This is a genomic window from Minwuia sp. IMCC3009, assembly GCF_029909415.1.
Classification (GTDB): Bacteria; Pseudomonadota; Alphaproteobacteria; order Minwuiales; family Minwuiaceae; genus Minwuia.
Genome location: NZ_CP123781.1, coordinates 3,590,972 through 3,606,557 on the forward strand (window position 1 = coordinate 3,590,972; position 15,586 = coordinate 3,606,557).

Consider the following 15,586-nt stretch of genomic DNA (forward strand, 5'->3'; position numbering starts at 1 on the left):
CCGCAATGACGGATCATTCACACAGCCCGACACCATTCCAGCGCAGCCTGCCCAACCTGCTGACCGGGTTGCGCGTGGCAGTCATCCCGCCGCTGGTGATCGCCTTCTTCCTGCCCGATCCCTGGCGGGCCTGGCTGCCGCTGGTGCTGTTCGTGGTGGCCAGTGTCACCGACTGGCTGGACGGCAACCTGGCCCGGCGCTGGAACGCGGGCAGCAAGCTGGGCCAGTTCATGGACCCCATGGCCGACAAGCTGCTGGTGGTCGCGGTCATCGTCATGCTGGTCAGCTTCGGCACCATTGGCGGCTGGCACGTGGTCCCGGCGATCGCGATCCTGTGCCGGGAGATGTTCGTCTCCGGCCTGCGGGAATTCCTCGCCTTCCGCCAGATCGAGGTCCCGGTCAGCCGCCTGGCCAAGTGGAAGACCGCCACCCAGATGGTCGCACTGACCGTGCTGCTGCTGCCGTTTCAGGCGGCGCTGCTGCCCGGCCTGGTGCTGTTCTGGATCGCCGGTTTCCTGGCGCTTCAGACCGGCTTTGCCTATCTGAGCGCTGCCGGACCGCAGTTCCGGGACGACGGTCCATGATCACGCACAATGTGCTGGGCATCGCGGGATGGAGCGGATCGGGCAAGACGACGCTGATCACGCGCCTGATCCCGGCGCTGGTGGCCAGGGGCCTCAGTGTCTCCACCATCAAGCATGCACACCACAGCTTCGATATCGACACGCCGGGCAAGGATACCTGGCGCCACCGGGAGGCCGGGGCGAGCGAGGTCCTGATCTCCTCCCGCGCCCGGCTGGCGCTGATGCGGGAAATGCGCGACGCGCCGGAGCCGGAGCTGGACGACCTGCTGCAGCGCCTGGCCCCGGTCGATCTGGTGCTGGTCGAAGGCTACAAGTCGGCAGGTCACCCGAAGATCGAGGTACATCGCGCCGCCACCGGCAAGCCACCGCTGTTTCCCGATGACCCGACCGTGCTGGCTGTCGTCAGCGACGCGGTTACGCAGGCGGATGGACGACCGGTCTTCGCCCTGGATGCCATCGACGAGATCGCCGCCTTTGTGGCTGCCCGGGTGCCGGCATGAGCCAGATCAGCGACGACTGCTTTGCCTTCGGCGGCGCCCTGATGACCGCGGACGAAGCCACGGCGCGGATTGCGGCCAATGTGCCCGCACTGACAGCCGTGAAGCACCTGGACCTGAAGCAGGCGACAGACCACGTGCTTGCCACCGACACAACGGCGCTGAGCGCATCGCCGCCGGCCGACAATGCCGCCGTCGATGGCTATGCCTTCCGCTTCAGCGACTGCGCGGCGGATGGGGCGGCGGTGCTGACCGTCTCCGGCCAGTCCGCGGCGGGGCATCCGCTGGGGCGGGCCATCGCGCCCGGAACCGCGGTGCGCATCTTCACCGGGGCCGTGATGCCGGACGGTGCCGACACCGTGGTGATGCAGGAAGACGTCAGCCTGGACGGCGCACAGGTGCGGATTCCGGCGGGACTGAAGGGCGGGGCCAACCGCAGGCGCGCGGGCGAGGACATTGCAGCGGGCGAAACCCTGCTGCGGGCGGGGGCGCGGCTGGGTCCGGCGCAGGTCGCGCTGCTGGCCGCGGGCGGTCTGACATCGGTCGACGTGCATGAGCGTCCCCGCGTGACCGTCTTCTCCACCGGGGACGAGATCCACCGGCGGGGCGGGGCGCAGGTTCCCGGTCAGGTGCATGATGCCAATGGCCCCATGCTGACCGGCCTGCTGCAGCGGATCGGGATCATGGCCGAGGACGGCGGCGTCCTGCCCGATGATGCGGAGGCGGTGCGACAGGCGCTGGCAAAGGCCGCGCAATCGTCCGACCTGATCCTGACCTCCGGCGGCGTCTCGACCGGGGACGCGGATCATGTCCGCAACGTCGTCAGCGCACTTGGTGCGGTGCATCTGTGGCGGCTGGCGGTCAAGCCGGGGCGTCCGCTGGCCTTCGGACATGTCGCGGGGAGGGCCTTCGTCGGCCTGCCGGGCAATCCGGTGGCGGTGATGGCCTGTTTCCTGATGTTCGTGCGCCCGCTGCTGGATAGGCTGGAGGGCGCATCGCCGAAGCCATTGCGCCGCTGGCCGGTCAGGTCGGGTTTCGCCATGAAGTCCAAGCCCGACCGGCGGGAGTGGCTGCGCGGGACACTGGCCCCGGACGACAGCGGCGAACTGGTTGCCAGCCGCTATCCGAAACAGGGGTCCGGCGTGATACATTCGCTGACCGACAGCGACGGCCTGATCGAGATCGCGGAAGAGGTGACGGCGGTCGCGCCCGGCGATAGGTTGGGCTTCATCTCGTTCCGGGAGGCGATCTCTTGAAACTGCTCTATTTTGCCTGGGTGCGGGAACGCACCGGGGTCCATGAGGAAACCTGGAGCCTGCCGGAGGGCGTGACCACCGTGCGCGGCCTGATCGGCGCACTGTCGGAGCGCAGCCCCGGCTTCGCCCATGCCTTCGCCGATCTGAAGCAGATCCGGGCAGCCGTGAACCAGGAGACCGCGAAACTCGACGATCCCGTCAGCGATGCGGACGAGGTTGCCTTCTTCCCCCCCATGACGGGCGGCTGAACCATGACAGTGCGTGTGCAGCGCGACGACTTCGATCCGGGCGCGGAGCTGGATGCCCTGCTGGCCGGTCGCAAGGACATCGGCGGCGTGGTCAGCTTTGTCGGTCTGGTGCGCGATTTCAGCGACGACCGCAATGTCGGCGCCCTGACACTGGAGCACTATCCGGGCATGACCGAGAAGGCGCTGGCGGCCATCGAGGCAGAGGCGCTGTCGCGCTTCGACATCCAGGCCAGCCTGATCGTGCATCGCCATGGCCGGATGGAACCCGGCGAAAGGATCGTGCTGGTGATCACCGCCTCCGCCCACCGGGGGGAAGCCTTCCGGGCCAGCGAATTCCTGATCGACTGGCTGAAGACCCGCGCCCCGTTCTGGAAGTCGGAGGACACGCCCGAGGGGCCGCAATGGGTGGAAGCGCGCGCGGTGGATGATGCCGCGACGGAACGCTGGTCATGACCGAACATGAGGGCGAGCGGATCGCCAAGCGGCTGGCCCGCGCCGGTGTCGCCAGCCGACGGGAGATCGAGCGGATGATCGGCGCCGGTCGGGTTGCGGTGAACGGCAAGCGCCTCACCTCCCCCGCCCTGAACGTCACGCCGGACGACACGATCCTGGTGGACGGCAAACCGGTCGCCGCCGCCGAACCCACCCGCATCTGGCGCTACTACAAGCCTGCCGGGCTGGTCACCAGCGCGAGTGACGAGCAGGGCCGGTCGACGATCTTCGATCACCTGCCCAAGCGGCTGCCCCGCGTGATGAGTGTCGGGCGGCTGGACCTGAATTCCGAAGGCCTGCTGTTGCTGACGAATGACGGCGGCCTGAAACGGGCGCTGGAACTGCCCTCGACCGGCTGGGTACGACAGTATCGCGCCCGTGCCTTTGGCACGCCGGAGCCGGAACGGCTGGCACGCCTGGCCGACGGCATCCGCGTCGATGGCGAACAGTTCGGCCCGATCCAGGCCACGATCGAGCGGCAGGCGGGCCGCAACTGCTGGCTGCTGGTCGAACTGGCGGAGGGGCGGAACCGGGAGGTCCGGCGTGCGCTGGAAGCGGCGGGCCTGACCGTAAACCGCCTGATCCGCACCCGCTACGGCCCCTTTGCGCTGGACAAGCTGCAGCGGGGCGAGGTCACGGAAGTGCCGGGCTTCGAGCTGCGCAAGGCCGTTCGCGGCTTCTTCGACATACAGCGCGACGGCAGCCGGGGCTGAACCGCCATGCGCATCATCGCCGGAACCCTGCGTGGCCTGAAGCTGGAGGGCGGTGACGACCGCACCATCCGCCCCACCGCTGACCGCACGCGGGAGGGACTGTTCAACGTCCTGGCCCACAACAGCCGTTTCCGGACAGGTCACGACGGGCCCTGCCCGACCGGCTGTACCGTACTCGACCTGTTTGCCGGGTCCGGCGCGCTGGGGCTGGAGGCCCTGTCCCGAGGGGCCGGACAGGTGACATTCGTCGAGAAGGCCGAGACGTCACTGACAGTGCTGAAACAAAACATCGCGCGCGCCCGGGCGACCGACAGCACCCGGATCGTCCGTCGCGATGCCCTGAAGCCCGGACGCCCGCCTGTCGCCCATGACCTGGTCCTGATGGATCCGCCCTACGGCCAGGACCTGGCGGCGACCGCGCTGGGCGCGGCGCTCGACGACGGCTGGCTCACCGCCGGGGCATTCGTCATCGTGGAAACGGACGGCACCGATCCGTTCGCATGGCCGGAAGGTTTCACCGCCATCGACCGTCGCAAGCATGGCCGCGCCACCCTGCATTTCGGGCAGGCGGACTGACCGTTCCCGGGAACGCGGGCAAAGCACGACAGCTCTCGCCTCACCCCCCTCACGATGCTCGCGGACCTGATCCGCGAGCCCAGTCTCCCACGCCAGAGCGGCACCATGGGTACCCGGGTCAAGCCCGGGTACGGCGTGGTTTGAGGTGGAGAGGCAGTTCCCTCCCTTCCCCCCTCCCGATGCTCGCGGACTTGATCCGCGAGCCCAGTCTCCCACGCCAGAGCGGCACCATGGGTACCCGGGTCAAGCCCGGGTACGGCGTGGTTTGAGGTGGAGAGGCAGTTCCCTCCCTTCCCCCCTCCCGATGCTCGCGGACTTGATCCGCGAGCCCAGTCGCCCACGCCGGAGCGGCACTCTGGGTACCCGGGTCAAGCCCGGGCAAGGCGTGGTTTGAGGTGGAGAGGCGGTTCACCCTTTCCCCCTCACCACGTTGCTCGCGGGCTCGAGCCTAGACCTTCCGGGTCCGCTGCATGGCGGCGAGCGGGATGGAGAAGGTGGCAACCAGCGCCAGCACGAGGCAGATCCAGATCATCACGTCATAGCCGCCAAGCCCCCACAGCCAGGCGGCGGCCAGCGGGGCGATGGCATAGCTGGTCATGGTGATGGCGGCGATGGTGCCGGAGATCGCGCCGAAGCCTTCCCGCCCCAGCAGTTCCGCGGTGACCACGGGGCGGGTGATGGAATTGACGCCGACCCCTGCCCCCTGCAGCACGACGAAGACGACGATGAGGGCGGGCGCCGCCGCTGTTCCAAGCAACGCCAGCGCCGCCACGGCCATGGCCCCGAAGGCGAAGGAGGTGATGCGGACCATGGAGATATGACGCTCCGCCGCCATCATCGCCAGCCGTCCCGCCACCTGCATCGGGCCGACCATCGACGCGGCCAGCACCACTGTTTCAGGCTCCAGCTGCTGTTCCTGCAGCAAGGGCATCAGATGGTTGATCAGCATGCCGTGGTTCATGGTGATGCAGGCGAAGGCCAGCGCGATGAACCAGAAGGCAGGCCGCGCGATCAGCCGCACCGGTGGCGTGGCACCAGGCTTTGCAGCCACCGGCGGAATGAATGGCAGCGCCCGCTCGATCCGTCCTGTCGCGATCCAGGTCAAGGGCACGGTGATCAGCAGGATCAGCACGGCAAAGACCGTGATGCTCAGCCGCCAGCCGCCGACTTCCGCGATCGCGAAGGCGGTGGGGAAGGAGACGGTGCCCGCGAAGCCCGCGACGAGGGAGATCAGGGTGATCGGGCGCTTCGCCTCCGCGCCGTAGTGATGGGTGATGAAGGCAAAGCAGGGCTCGTACAGGGAGGCCGCCATGGTGCAGCCGAGCAGGATCCAGACCACAAGGAACTGCGTCTGGGTCTGCACCTGGGAGAGCACCAGCAGCAGCAGTGCCGCCACGACCGGACCCAACGTCAGCAGATAGCGTCCCTTGCCCCGGTCGATCAGCCGCCCGACGAAGGGCGCGAAGGCCGCGGAGGCGATCAGCGCCAGGGTCAGCCCGGCGGACAGGTCCGACTTGGACCAGCCCAGATCCGCCTCCCAGCGCGCCAGCAGACCGGCGAAGCTGTAGAAAACCCCGGCCCAGACAACGGTCTGGGCGATGGCCAGCGGCAGGATCGCCCTGCGCCATGGCAGGGCCGCGGTCACGCGCCCCCGGCCCCGGCGGCCTCGGTACTCGGTGTCTCGATCCGCCAGGTGGTGCCGGCCGCACTGTCCTCCAGCACCACGCCCCGCGCGGCCAGATCATCACGGATGGCATCGGCACGGGCGAAATCCCGTCCCTTGCGTGCCGCCTGCCGCTCCGCGATCAGCGCCTCGACTTCCGCCGCGTCGATCCCGCTCGCCGCCTGCTTGGCCGCGAACCAGTCCGCCGGTTCCCGCTGCAGCAGGCCGAGCAGGCCCGCACCGTCCAGCAGTGCCGCGCGCAGCCGCTGGCGTTCCGCGCCCTCCGCCGCCTCCAGCGCCTTGGCGATGCGGAAGACCTCCGCCAGCGCCTTGGGCGTGTTCAGATCCTCCGACAGGGCCTGCACGACGGCGGCGACATCCGGGTCATCGTCTGCCGGCACACCCCCCGCAGCATCGGCCGTGTCGCGCAGCAGGCCATAGAGCCGGTCGAGTGTCTTCTGCGCCTGTTCCAGCCCGGCGGCCGCGAAATCCAGCGGGTGCCGGTAGTGACCGGAGATCAGCAGCCAGCGAATGACCTCCCCCGGCCATTCCGCCCGAAGCGCGGAGATCAGCAGCACATTGCCGATGGATTTCGACATCTTGGTGCCATCCACCCGCAGCATCGCATTGTGCATCCAGTAGCGCGCGAAGGTCTCCCCACCGTGCGCGCAGGTGCTCTGGGCGATCTCGTTCTCGTGGTGCGGGAAGATCAGGTCCTGCCCGCCGGCGTGAATGTCGATGGTCCGGCCCAGGTGCGTCTCGGCCATCGCGGAGCACTCGATGTGCCAGCCGGGCCGTCCCCGCCCCCAGGGGCTGTCCCAGCCCGGCATGTCGTCGGTGGACGGCTTCCACAGCACGAAGTCGGCCGGGTCCTTCTTGTAGGGCGCGACCTCCACCCGGGCGCCGGCGATCATCTCGTCACGGCTGCGGTTGGACAGGCTGCCGTAATCGGCGAAGGAGCCGACGTGGAACAGCACATGGCCGTCCACCTCATAGGCATTGCCGCTCTCCACCAGCCTGCCGATCATCGCGATCAGCTCCGGCATGGTCTCTGTCACGCGCGGTTCGATGGTCGGCGGCAGCACGCCGAGTGCCGCCATGTCGGCGCGATAGACCTCGATGTAGCGATTGGTGATCGTGTCGATCGGCACCCCTTCCGCGCGGGCCTTGTCGTTGATCTTGTCCTCGACGTCCGTGATGTTGCGGGCATAGCGCACGACCGGATAGAGCCGCTGCAACAGGCGGAAGAGAATGTCGAAGACCACTGCGGGACGTGCATTGCCGATATGCGGATCATTGTAGACCGTCGGCCCGCAGACATACATCGTCACGCAGTTCGGATCGGCCGGTACGAAGGCTTCCCGTTTCCGTGCGAACGAATTGTAAATCGTCAGGGTCATTGGTCTTTTCCTGCATCCTCTATTGGCCAGGCGTCACGATCAGCGTTCTTATCGACCCTACCAAAGGGCAACGCAAGTCATGTGCGCCGCTGTGGATGACATCCCCGTGCACCTGCGCAATAATCGTCGCAGGACGCTTGTGAAACCTGCTCAACGCCTTACCTGAGCAATCCGGTGCCGGAATGATCCGCACCCGGGGCGGCAACGTACCTGTAGCTTATCGAGGAGGCCCGTGGCTGGGCCACGGTCTGGACGAGGAAGGACGGCGAGCCATGGATGCTCTGGTTACGGAACCCGGCAAGGGAACCGAAGGACGGGAATATGACCCCGCCACCGGCAAGTCCCGTCCAAGCCGCGAACAGGCCGAGGCCGCCGTTCGCACCCTGATCGAATGGGCCGGGGACAACCCCGACCGCGAGGGGCTGCTGGACACGCCGAAGCGCGTCGCCCGCGCCTATGAGGAATTCTTCGCCGGTTATGACGAGGATCCGGAAGAGGTACTGGGCCGCACCTTCGAGGATGTGGAGGGTTATGACGACATCGTCATGCTGCGCGACATCCGCATCGAGACCCATTGCGAACACCACATGGTGCCGATCATCGGCAAGGCCCACGTGGCCTATTTCCCGAACGGCAAGGTCGTCGGCATCAGCAAGCTGGCCCGCGTCGTCGAGATCTACGCCAAGCGCCTGCAGACGCAGGAGACCATGACCGCGCAGATCGCCCACACCTTCGAGAAGGTGCTGAAGCCGCGTGGCGTCGCCATCATGATCGATGCCGCACACCAGTGCATGACCACCCGCGGCATCCGCAAGCCCGGCGTGTCCTGCATCACCACCCGCTTCACCGGCGTCTTCCGCGAGGACCGCGACATGGAACGCCGCTTCCTGGAGCTGGCGCGGGGTATCTGAGGGGCGTGACGGCCAGCATGGCTGATGACCGTTCCTCCCCTCTCCCCCTCCCGGCCACCCATTGAGGATACTCCCGTGGGTGGCCGGGAGGGGGAGAGGGGAGGAACGGTCCACAAACACCCCCCAACGAAAAAGCCCCGGCGGTGAGGCCGGGGCTTTCAGATGGATCGACCGATCCGTCTGTAAGGTCAGAGCAGTTCGAGGTTGCCTGCCGCGCTCTTGCCGCGATCAGGAATGATATCGAACTGGATCTTCTGTCCATCGTTCAGGCCACGCAGACCTGCGCGCTCCACCGCCGTGATGTGGACAAAGACATCCTTGCCCCCATCATCCGGCTGAATGAAGCCATAACCCTTGGTGGTGTTGAACCACTTAACCGTACCGGTCGCCATCAAGATTCTCCCAGGCGCAACAAGCTCGGAGCAGCCGCAAGCGCGGCCCCATTCACTGCAACCATGTCCTGATGTTTCATATGGCAAGCATGACGAAACTACAGACGCTTGCGGCGCGGTCTGAACAGTTGCCGTCGGAACGACAACACTGCTACAGAACGCGTTGGTCGCGGCTTCATCAATACCACAGTCCGGGAAACCGGTCGAATGGATTCATTTCACCTGTTCGGCGTGTTCTTCCAGCCATTGCAGCAAAGCAGCCAGAAAACCCGGCATGGACTTGTAGCGGCGCATCTCTTCCGGCATCTCCAGGATCGCATCGCGCATGTCGCGGGCTTCCGCCGCCGTGCGTACCCGATCCTGCAGCCGGGCCTGATGAATGCGCACCGTGAAGACCGCTGTCCCCGTATCGGGCAGCAGGCTGAGGGTCTGGCGCTCCACCCGGAACCAGAGCCTCTCCCCCACCGTCGCCGCATCCAGCGCCCTGCCCGCCGTCCCCGAACCGTGCCCGCCCGGCTGATGCAGGGCCGGGTCATCCAGCAGCGACCAGTTGCTGCGCCAGAGCAGGCGACCGGGCCTCAGTCCCGCGAACAGGCGGTCCATCGGCCGTTCCAGATGCGCACCATATCCCGGCACGGGCGCGTGGATCGCGGCCAGCGGTCGGCCCATCTTCTCCGCCAGCGACCAGCGGGTGGGAAAGGCCAGCAGACCGGCCACCAGCCGGAAGGCCCCGTCCGGGCCGGGTTGCAGCAGCAACACGTCCTCCTGAACCAGCGCGGCGGCGGCCAGCAGCGGGGCAGCCGGATCAGGCACCACAAGACGGCCGGTCGGCACGACCCGGACCCCGTCGCCCTGCCGCCGGAAGGATTGGCTGTGGTAGCGGCCGAGGTGGTCGGTCAGATGGTCGAAGAATTCCCGTTGCGCGGGCACGCTGTCCGGCAGGGCCTGGAACACGGCCGCGCGATCCGCCGCGATCAGCCGCTGCTTTTCCGCCAGGTCATCGGCGAAGGCGGCATCGATCTCGATCCAGTCGGCGTCGGCCAGGACCTTCAGGCCCAGCACCATGCGGAACCGGCCACCTTCCGGCGGGAAGTAGGGAACCTCAGGCCGGGCGGTCGCTGTCACGGGTCTCGGCTCCGGTTGCCCCGCTGCTGTCGCCGCCCTCATCCTCTTCGGCACCGATGATCGAACCATGGCGCTTCACCACCGGCAATTGCGCCAGCGCGAAGACGAAGGTCAGCGGCATGATCCCGAAGACCTTGAAGTTCACCCAGGTGTCGGTGTCGAAGTTGCGCCAGACGATCTCGTTCACGATGGCCAGGAAGACGAAGAACAGCGACCAGCGGATCGTCAGGATACGCCATCCCGCATTCTCCAGCCGGAAGGCGGCACCGAAGACATAGCGCAGGAACAGCTTCCCCCAGGCCAGGCCGCCGAGCAGGATGCCGGCGAACAGCAGGTTGGTGATCGTCGGCTTGATCTTGATGAACAGGTCGTCCTGCAGGTAGAGCGTCAGGCCGCCCATCACCATCACGAACACACCCGTCACCAGCGGCATCGCCGGCAGGCGGCGCTCCAGCGCATAGTTGGCCGCCAGCGAGATCGCGACCGCAACCATGAAGGCGGCGGTCGCGGTGAAGATGTCGAAGCGGTTGTTGGCGAAGAAGAAGACACCGAGCGGCCCGACCTCGATCAGGAACTTGGTGAAGGGACTGATGCGCGCCCGTTCAGCCACGCTCATTCCTCCACCGGCGTGCCGCCCAGTTCGATGATCGCTGCCTTCAGCTGTTCCTTGGCGCGGTCCAGCAGTTCGGCGTCCGTGGACCGCAATACCAGCGACGATCCGAAACGCCCGTCGCGCACGAAGGGATAGGACCCGGCCTCCAGGCCCGGATGATCCTTCTCCACCTTCTCCAGCGGTGTGGCGATCACCCCTTCGGGCAACATGGAGGTCACGGTGCGGGACAGGACCGGATCGCCGCCTGCCAGCTCGTGCACGATCTCCTTGAACATCGCCTGCATGATCGCGGGGATGCCGGCGAAGGTATAGACATTCTCCACCCTGAAGCCCGGCGCGGTGCTGATCGGATTGCGCACCAGCACGCCGCCATGCGGGATGCGGGTCATGCGCCGCCGCGCTTCCGTGAACTCGCCGGTCTTGTAGCGGCGCTCCATCATCGCGACCGCTTCCGGATTCTCGGAAATCCCCACCCCGAAGGCCACGGCGATCGCGTCCGCCGTGATGTCGTCATGGGTCGGGCCGATGCCGCCCGTCGTGAAGACATAGTCATAGCGGGCACGTAGGCTGTTCACCGCATCGACGATTTCCTTCTGGATGTCGGCAACCACGCGGACCTCCATCAGCCGGACACCGCGGTCCGTCAGTTCCTCCGCAAGAAACCCCATGTTGCGGTCCTTGGTACGGCCCGACAGGATCTCGTTGCCGATGATGATCAGTGCCGCCGTGACGATCTTTGGCTCGGCCATGTGCTGCGCGCGCTCCCGCTTGCTGGTTGTGATCAGGCGCAGGACAGCCTGACCGCCTGTCACCGTTTCCAGTATTCGCCGGATCAGGCCACCTGGTTCAGCGGCACGTTCCGTTCAAGGAATTCAAGCACCGCATCGGTGAAGATGTCGTTGCGGTCGCCCGCCACCATATGACCGGCACCGGAAACGTCAACGCAGGCTGCATCGGGACGCAGCGTAAGCAGGTGCGCAGCGGATTCCTCGCTCGCCACGTCCGAATGCCGTCCACGTACCAGCAGGATAGGGCATGTGGTCTGGCGGACCCCGTCGCAGAGCCGCTGATGAAGCTGCTCCGAGTCCTCGTCACGACCGTCCTTCAGGCACTTCGGATCCCAGTGCCAGTACCAGCGATCCCCTCTCTGCCGAAGGTTCTTGCGGATGGAGTTGAGGTCGACCGCCCGCTTGCGCTCCGGTGTGTAGGCCTGGACGGCAGCCGCCGCATCCTCCAGCCGGGCAAAGCCACTTTCCATGTTCTCGCGCATGAAGGAGATGATGCGATCCGTGCCGGACCGCTCCATCAGCGGTGCAATGTCGACCAGAACCAGCGCGCGGGCCTGCACCGCCGGCGCATGGCCCAGCGCCAGCATGGCGGCGATGCCCCCCAGGGACGCGCCGATAACGACGGGCGGGCGCTGCATCTGCGCTGCCCAGTCGCGCAGGTCGTTGGCATTGTCCTCGAACGCATAGGCACCTTCAGGCGACCAGTCGCTGTCCCCGTGCCCGCGATGGTCGCAGGTGAAGGCGGAGCAGCCGCGCCGCGCCATTTCCATGGCGGTACCGCCCCAGCTGTGTCGTGTCTGGCCGCCCCCATGCATGAAAATGACGGGTTGCCCGTCGGCCGGGCCGTAACGGTCGGCGACAAGCGTCAGCCCGTCGCGTGTCTGAAGTCGCACCAGTTCTGGCTCGGGTTGGGTCCTGGATGTCATCGTGGGGGATCCGCCTGGTCAGTTTCTGCAGCCTTGCCCCCGACCATAACCGGACTGGCCCCGATGAAACCACAGTTGGCCGAACAGACGAGACAGGCGTCAGGCGCGGATCAGAGGGAGTCCCGTGACGGGCTATTCGTTCACGGCCCTGGGTACGGGAACAGGTGGGCCATCGGCCTTCATCTCCTGCTTGCGGCGATACATGCGCCGGTCCGCCTCCGCCAGCGCGGTCGAGGCATCGTCACCGCGCCCGAAGGGAAAGACGCCGTGCGCCACTTCAAGATGCACGATGGTACCGTCGATATCGATCGGCTTCTCACGGATCGCATCGACCAGTTGCTGGGCCTTGTCCCGCGCCACATCCTCGTCCGCCTGAGCCAGGATGACACCGAACTCGTCACCGCCGATACGGCCGACGATATCCGTGTCGCGCACCTTCTCGCCCAGGGTCGTCGCAACCGCCAGCAGGGCCTTGTCGCCGGCCGCGTGCCCCATGGTATCGTTGATCTGCTTCAGCCCGTTGACGTCGAAGAAGACCAGGCTGGAGGGCACACCATAGCGTTCGGTGTAGGACATCATCCGCGACATCTCGCGGACGAAGGCACGGCGGTTGGCCACCGGCATCAGCGGGTCCCTGTCGGCCAGTGCCTCCAGGTCGCTGATCTTGCCGCGCGCGGCCTGAAGCTCGCGGCGGAGCGAGTCGACCTCGTCCATCAGCCCCAGCAGCGCCTCGCGCACCTTCGGTGTCAGCTCGCCGTCGGGGACCCCGAAGAAGTTGCCCACTTCCACGTCCGGAGGGCTGTTGACCGATGTCTCGCGGGTGGCAGCACCCGCACCTGACCTGGCAGCTCCACGCGGGCGGTCCACTGCGCGGGCACCCGGCAGGGATGAATAGGCACCGATCTTCATGTGAATCCTCTCAGGCAAAGTCCAGTTCAGGCAAATTCGGTTCGCCGTTCCTCGCAGAATGCCCTGCACTGGTTAAGAAAGCCTTCTCCCGCTTGTGGTCGGGAACCGCATCCCTATAATCCGCCGCCTGTTTTTCGAGGGTGAGGTCCAGTGACCGGTTCAGAATCAGCAGTTGAGTCAGGCGGAACGGCAGACGCACGCGTCGGCGTGATCATGGGCAGCCAGTCGGACTGGGAAACCATGCGGGAAGCCGTTGCGGTGCTGGAGGCACTTGGCGTCCCGCACGAGGTCCGGATCGTGTCCGCGCACCGGACACCGGATCGCATGGCGGACTATGCCCGGACAGCCCGCGACCGGGGTCTGCAGGTCATCATCGCCGGAGCGGGGGGCGCGGCGCATCTGCCGGGCATGGTCGCGGCCATGACGGCACTGCCGGTGCTGGGTGTGCCGGTCGAGAGCAAGGCGCTGAGCGGCATGGACAGCCTGCTCTCCATTGTCCAGATGCCGGGCGGTGTGCCGGTCGGCACCCTGGCGATCGGCAAGGCGGGCGCGAAGAACGCAGGCCTGATGGCCGCATCCATCGTCGGCCTGGGTGACCCGGAACTGATGCAGCGCCTGACCGCCTGGCGCGCGGCACAGTCCGCATCGGTGGCGGAAGAGCCCCAGCGGTGAGCCCGGCCGCCAAAGCCGGGCCCGCCCTGCCGCCGGGATCGGTCATCGGCGTGCTGGGGGGTGGGCAACTCGGTCGCATGATGGCGCTCTCCGCCGCGCGACTGGGCTACCGGGTGCATGTCTACGGCCCGGAAGCGGACTCGCCCACGGAACAGGTCGCCGACAGGGCCACGGTTGCCGGGTGGGACGATCTGGCCGCGCTGGACCGCTTTGCCGACAGCGTTGATGCCGTCACCCTGGAATTCGAGAATGTGCCCGTCGCGGCAGTCGAGCATCTGGCGCGCAAGGTGCCCGTGCGCCCCGGCGCGCATGTGCTGGCCGTGGCCCAGGACCGGCTGGCGGAGAAGAATGCGGCGCTGGAACTCGGTGTGCCGGTCGCGCCCTTTGCCGAGGTCTCGTCGGAAGCGGATCTCGAGGCCGCCGTTGCCCGCATCGGCGTGCCTGCCGTGCTCAAGACCCGGCGGGAGGGCTATGACGGCAAGGGCCAGCGCATCATCCGCGAAACCGGACAGGCCGCAGCGGCCCATGCCGAGCTGGGGCACCGGGCGGCGATCCTGGAAACCTTCGTGCCCTTCACGGCGGAGATCTCGGTCATTGCCGCGCGGGGGGTGGACGGGACCCTGCTGACCTGGCCGGCGGTGGAGAACCGCCATCGCGATCACATCCTTGATCTGACCATAGCGCCTGCGGCCCTGCCCGCCGCAGTGACGGAGGCCGCGACAGCGGCAGCGCGGGCGCTGGCAACCGGCCTGGAGGTCGTCGGCCTGCTGGCGGTGGAGTTCTTCGTGACCGACAGCGGTGCCATCCTGTTCAACGAGATGGCACCCCGCCCGCACAATTCCGGCCACTGGACCATGGAGGCCTGTCGGGTCAGCCAGTTCGAGCAGCAGGTTCGCGCCACCATGGGGCTGCCATTGGGATCGACCGCCCCGCACCACCGTGCGGTGATGCGCAACCTGATCGGTGACGACAGCTCCGCCTGGGCAGAGCTGCTGCAGGGTGAAGGGTCGCTGCACCTCTATGGCAAGGCGGAAAGCCGCAGGGGCCGGAAGATGGGTCATGTGACCCGCCTCTATCCGCATGACACCCCGGTCTGGCCGCCCGCGACGGAAGACCTGCCGTAGAATGCCGCGCGTTCCGGTCACCGCGCCGACCACGCCTGCACCGGACCACGCTTGACGACTGACAGGGCCTTGTCTATAAGCCCGCCCTCTACAACACCCAACAGCAGTGCACGGAATTCACAGGCATGGCCAACATCAAGTCCGCGATGAAGCGGATCCGTCAGGACGCGAAGCGCACGGAGCGCAACAAGGCACGGCGCAGCCGGGTCCGGACCTTTGTGAAGCAGGTTGAAGTCGCGATTGCCGAGGGCAAGGGCGAAGATGCCCGCGCGGCCCTGGTGCTGGCGCAGAAGGAACTCGACCGCGCTGCGGGCAAGGGCCTGATCAAGCGCAACAATGCATCACGCAAGGTTTCGCGACTGAATGCACGTGTCAGGGCGATCGCCGCAGCCTGATCCTGCATGCGCCGAGAGGCGCGATTGAGACCAACGAATACAACCAACAGGGGCGTTGCGACTGACCGGTCGCGGCGCCCCTGTTGCGTCTGTCACATACCCGCTCGGCATCGAAAAAAAAGTGTCATTCTTGAATCCGGGGAATCCCCGTTGGATTCCTGCGCCTTGCGTCACGGGCCTCGCACAGGGGACCAACAAAACGGTCCGGAAACTGATTCGTTGTGCTTGCGCAGCCCCCCTGAACGATCTATGTTCTGGGGCGTCAGGCGGATGGGGCTTGCCACTGAAAAAGTGCACAAAAA

The 15,586-nt window shown here is 66.8% G+C and carries 19 protein-coding genes; 11 read left to right on the forward strand and 8 right to left on the reverse strand.

The genetic code is table 11. The features are described 5' to 3' along the window. Positions 1-5 precede the first annotated feature (5 nt). The 7 genes from pgsA to rsmD are packed head-to-tail and all read left to right on the forward strand — an operon-like array spanning position 6 to position 4,366. Positions 6-584 (forward strand): CDP-diacylglycerol--glycerol-3-phosphate 3-phosphatidyltransferase, encoded by a 579-nt coding sequence (gene pgsA / locus QGV55_RS16770; RefSeq protein ID WP_281019495.1) that lies wholly within the window; start codon positions 6-8, stop codon positions 582-584. After that, positions 581-1,084 carry a molybdopterin-guanine dinucleotide biosynthesis protein B gene (gene mobB / locus QGV55_RS16775; RefSeq protein ID WP_281019494.1) on the forward strand — a complete coding sequence of 168 codons (504 nt, stop codon included), beginning with the start codon at positions 581-583 and terminating at the stop codon, positions 1,082-1,084. The genes pgsA and mobB overlap by 4 nt, the downstream gene beginning before the upstream one ends. After that, a complete protein-coding gene (glp, locus tag QGV55_RS16780) occupies positions 1,081-2,337 on the forward strand; it encodes a gephyrin-like molybdotransferase Glp (protein ID WP_281019493.1) in 1,257 nt (418 codons plus the stop codon). Before mobB ends, glp begins: the two co-directional genes overlap by 4 nt. Then, positions 2,334-2,585, forward strand: a complete 252-nt coding sequence (moaD, locus tag QGV55_RS16785) for a molybdopterin converting factor subunit 1 (RefSeq protein ID WP_281019492.1) — start codon at positions 2,334-2,336, stop codon at positions 2,583-2,585. Before glp ends, moaD begins: the two co-directional genes overlap by 4 nt. A 3-nt stretch (positions 2,586-2,588) precedes the next feature. Then, on the forward strand, positions 2,589-3,038 hold the full coding sequence (locus QGV55_RS16790; protein WP_281019491.1) for a molybdenum cofactor biosynthesis protein MoaE: 450 nt from the start codon (positions 2,589-2,591) through the stop codon (positions 3,036-3,038). Then, positions 3,035-3,790, forward strand: a complete 756-nt coding sequence (locus tag QGV55_RS16795; RefSeq protein WP_281019490.1) for a pseudouridine synthase — start codon at positions 3,035-3,037, stop codon at positions 3,788-3,790. Before QGV55_RS16790 ends, QGV55_RS16795 begins: the two co-directional genes overlap by 4 nt. A gap of 6 nt (positions 3,791-3,796) precedes the next feature. Further along, a complete protein-coding gene (gene rsmD / locus QGV55_RS16800) occupies positions 3,797-4,366 on the forward strand; it encodes a 16S rRNA (guanine(966)-N(2))-methyltransferase RsmD (RefSeq protein ID WP_281019489.1) in 570 nt (189 codons plus the stop codon). Between the two features lie 448 nt (positions 4,367-4,814). On the opposite strand, the gene QGV55_RS16805 is transcribed toward rsmD, so the two are convergent. Then, positions 4,815-6,011, reverse strand: a complete 1,197-nt coding sequence (locus QGV55_RS16805) for an MFS transporter (RefSeq protein WP_281019488.1) — start codon at positions 6,009-6,011, stop codon at positions 4,815-4,817. Further along, positions 6,008-7,429 (reverse strand): cysteine--tRNA ligase, encoded by a 1,422-nt coding sequence (cysS, locus tag QGV55_RS16810; protein ID WP_281019487.1) that lies wholly within the window; start codon positions 7,427-7,429, stop codon positions 6,008-6,010. Before cysS ends, QGV55_RS16805 begins: the two co-directional genes overlap by 4 nt. Positions 7,430-7,701: 272 nt before the next feature. On the opposite strand from cysS, the gene folE reads away from it, so the two are divergent. Beyond that, the gene (gene folE, locus QGV55_RS16815) at positions 7,702-8,340 is read left to right on the forward strand and encodes a GTP cyclohydrolase I FolE (RefSeq protein WP_281019486.1); all 639 of its coding nucleotides are present in this window, start codon (positions 7,702-7,704) and stop codon (positions 8,338-8,340) included. 188 nt (positions 8,341-8,528) lie between these two features. On the opposite strand, the gene QGV55_RS16820 is transcribed toward folE, so the two are convergent. From QGV55_RS16820 to QGV55_RS16845, 6 genes are all read right to left on the reverse strand, one after another. Next, positions 8,529-8,732, reverse strand: coding sequence for a cold-shock protein (locus QGV55_RS16820; protein WP_281019485.1), 204 nt, complete (start codon positions 8,730-8,732; stop codon positions 8,529-8,531). Between the two features lie 213 nt (positions 8,733-8,945). Continuing rightward, entirely contained in the window at positions 8,946-9,857 is a 912-nt protein-coding gene (locus QGV55_RS16825; protein WP_281019484.1) for a DUF3445 domain-containing protein, read from the reverse strand. Next, complete coding sequence (locus QGV55_RS16830) at positions 9,835-10,467, reverse strand: septation protein A (protein WP_281019483.1); 633 nt, start codon at positions 10,465-10,467, stop codon at positions 9,835-9,837. The genes QGV55_RS16825 and QGV55_RS16830 overlap by 23 nt, the downstream gene beginning before the upstream one ends. A 2-nt stretch (positions 10,468-10,469) precedes the next feature. Continuing rightward, positions 10,470-11,219, reverse strand: a complete 750-nt coding sequence (locus tag QGV55_RS16835) for a molybdopterin-binding protein (protein ID WP_281019482.1) — start codon at positions 11,217-11,219, stop codon at positions 10,470-10,472. Positions 11,220-11,302: 83 nt separating this feature from the next. Beyond that, positions 11,303-12,151 carry an alpha/beta hydrolase gene (locus QGV55_RS16840; protein WP_281019481.1) on the reverse strand — a complete coding sequence of 283 codons (849 nt, stop codon included), beginning with the start codon at positions 12,149-12,151 and terminating at the stop codon, positions 11,303-11,305. A 165-nt stretch (positions 12,152-12,316) separates the two neighbouring features. After that, positions 12,317-13,093 (reverse strand): GGDEF domain-containing protein, encoded by a 777-nt coding sequence (locus tag QGV55_RS16845; protein ID WP_281019480.1) that lies wholly within the window; start codon positions 13,091-13,093, stop codon positions 12,317-12,319. A gap of 150 nt (positions 13,094-13,243) precedes the next feature. Between QGV55_RS16845 and purE the strand changes: the two genes are divergently transcribed. The 3 genes from purE to rpsT all read left to right on the forward strand — a co-directional run bounded on the left by purE (position 13,244) and on the right by rpsT (position 15,284). Next, complete coding sequence (purE, locus tag QGV55_RS16850) at positions 13,244-13,765, forward strand: 5-(carboxyamino)imidazole ribonucleotide mutase (protein ID WP_281019479.1); 522 nt, start codon at positions 13,244-13,246, stop codon at positions 13,763-13,765. Then, a complete protein-coding gene (locus QGV55_RS16855; protein ID WP_281019478.1) occupies positions 13,762-14,889 on the forward strand; it encodes a 5-(carboxyamino)imidazole ribonucleotide synthase in 1,128 nt (375 codons plus the stop codon). The genes purE and QGV55_RS16855 overlap by 4 nt, the downstream gene beginning before the upstream one ends. Positions 14,890-15,014: 125 nt before the next feature. Continuing rightward, positions 15,015-15,284 carry a 30S ribosomal protein S20 gene (gene rpsT / locus QGV55_RS16860; protein ID WP_281019477.1) on the forward strand — a complete coding sequence of 90 codons (270 nt, stop codon included), beginning with the start codon at positions 15,015-15,017 and terminating at the stop codon, positions 15,282-15,284. Positions 15,285-15,586 lie beyond the last annotated feature (302 nt).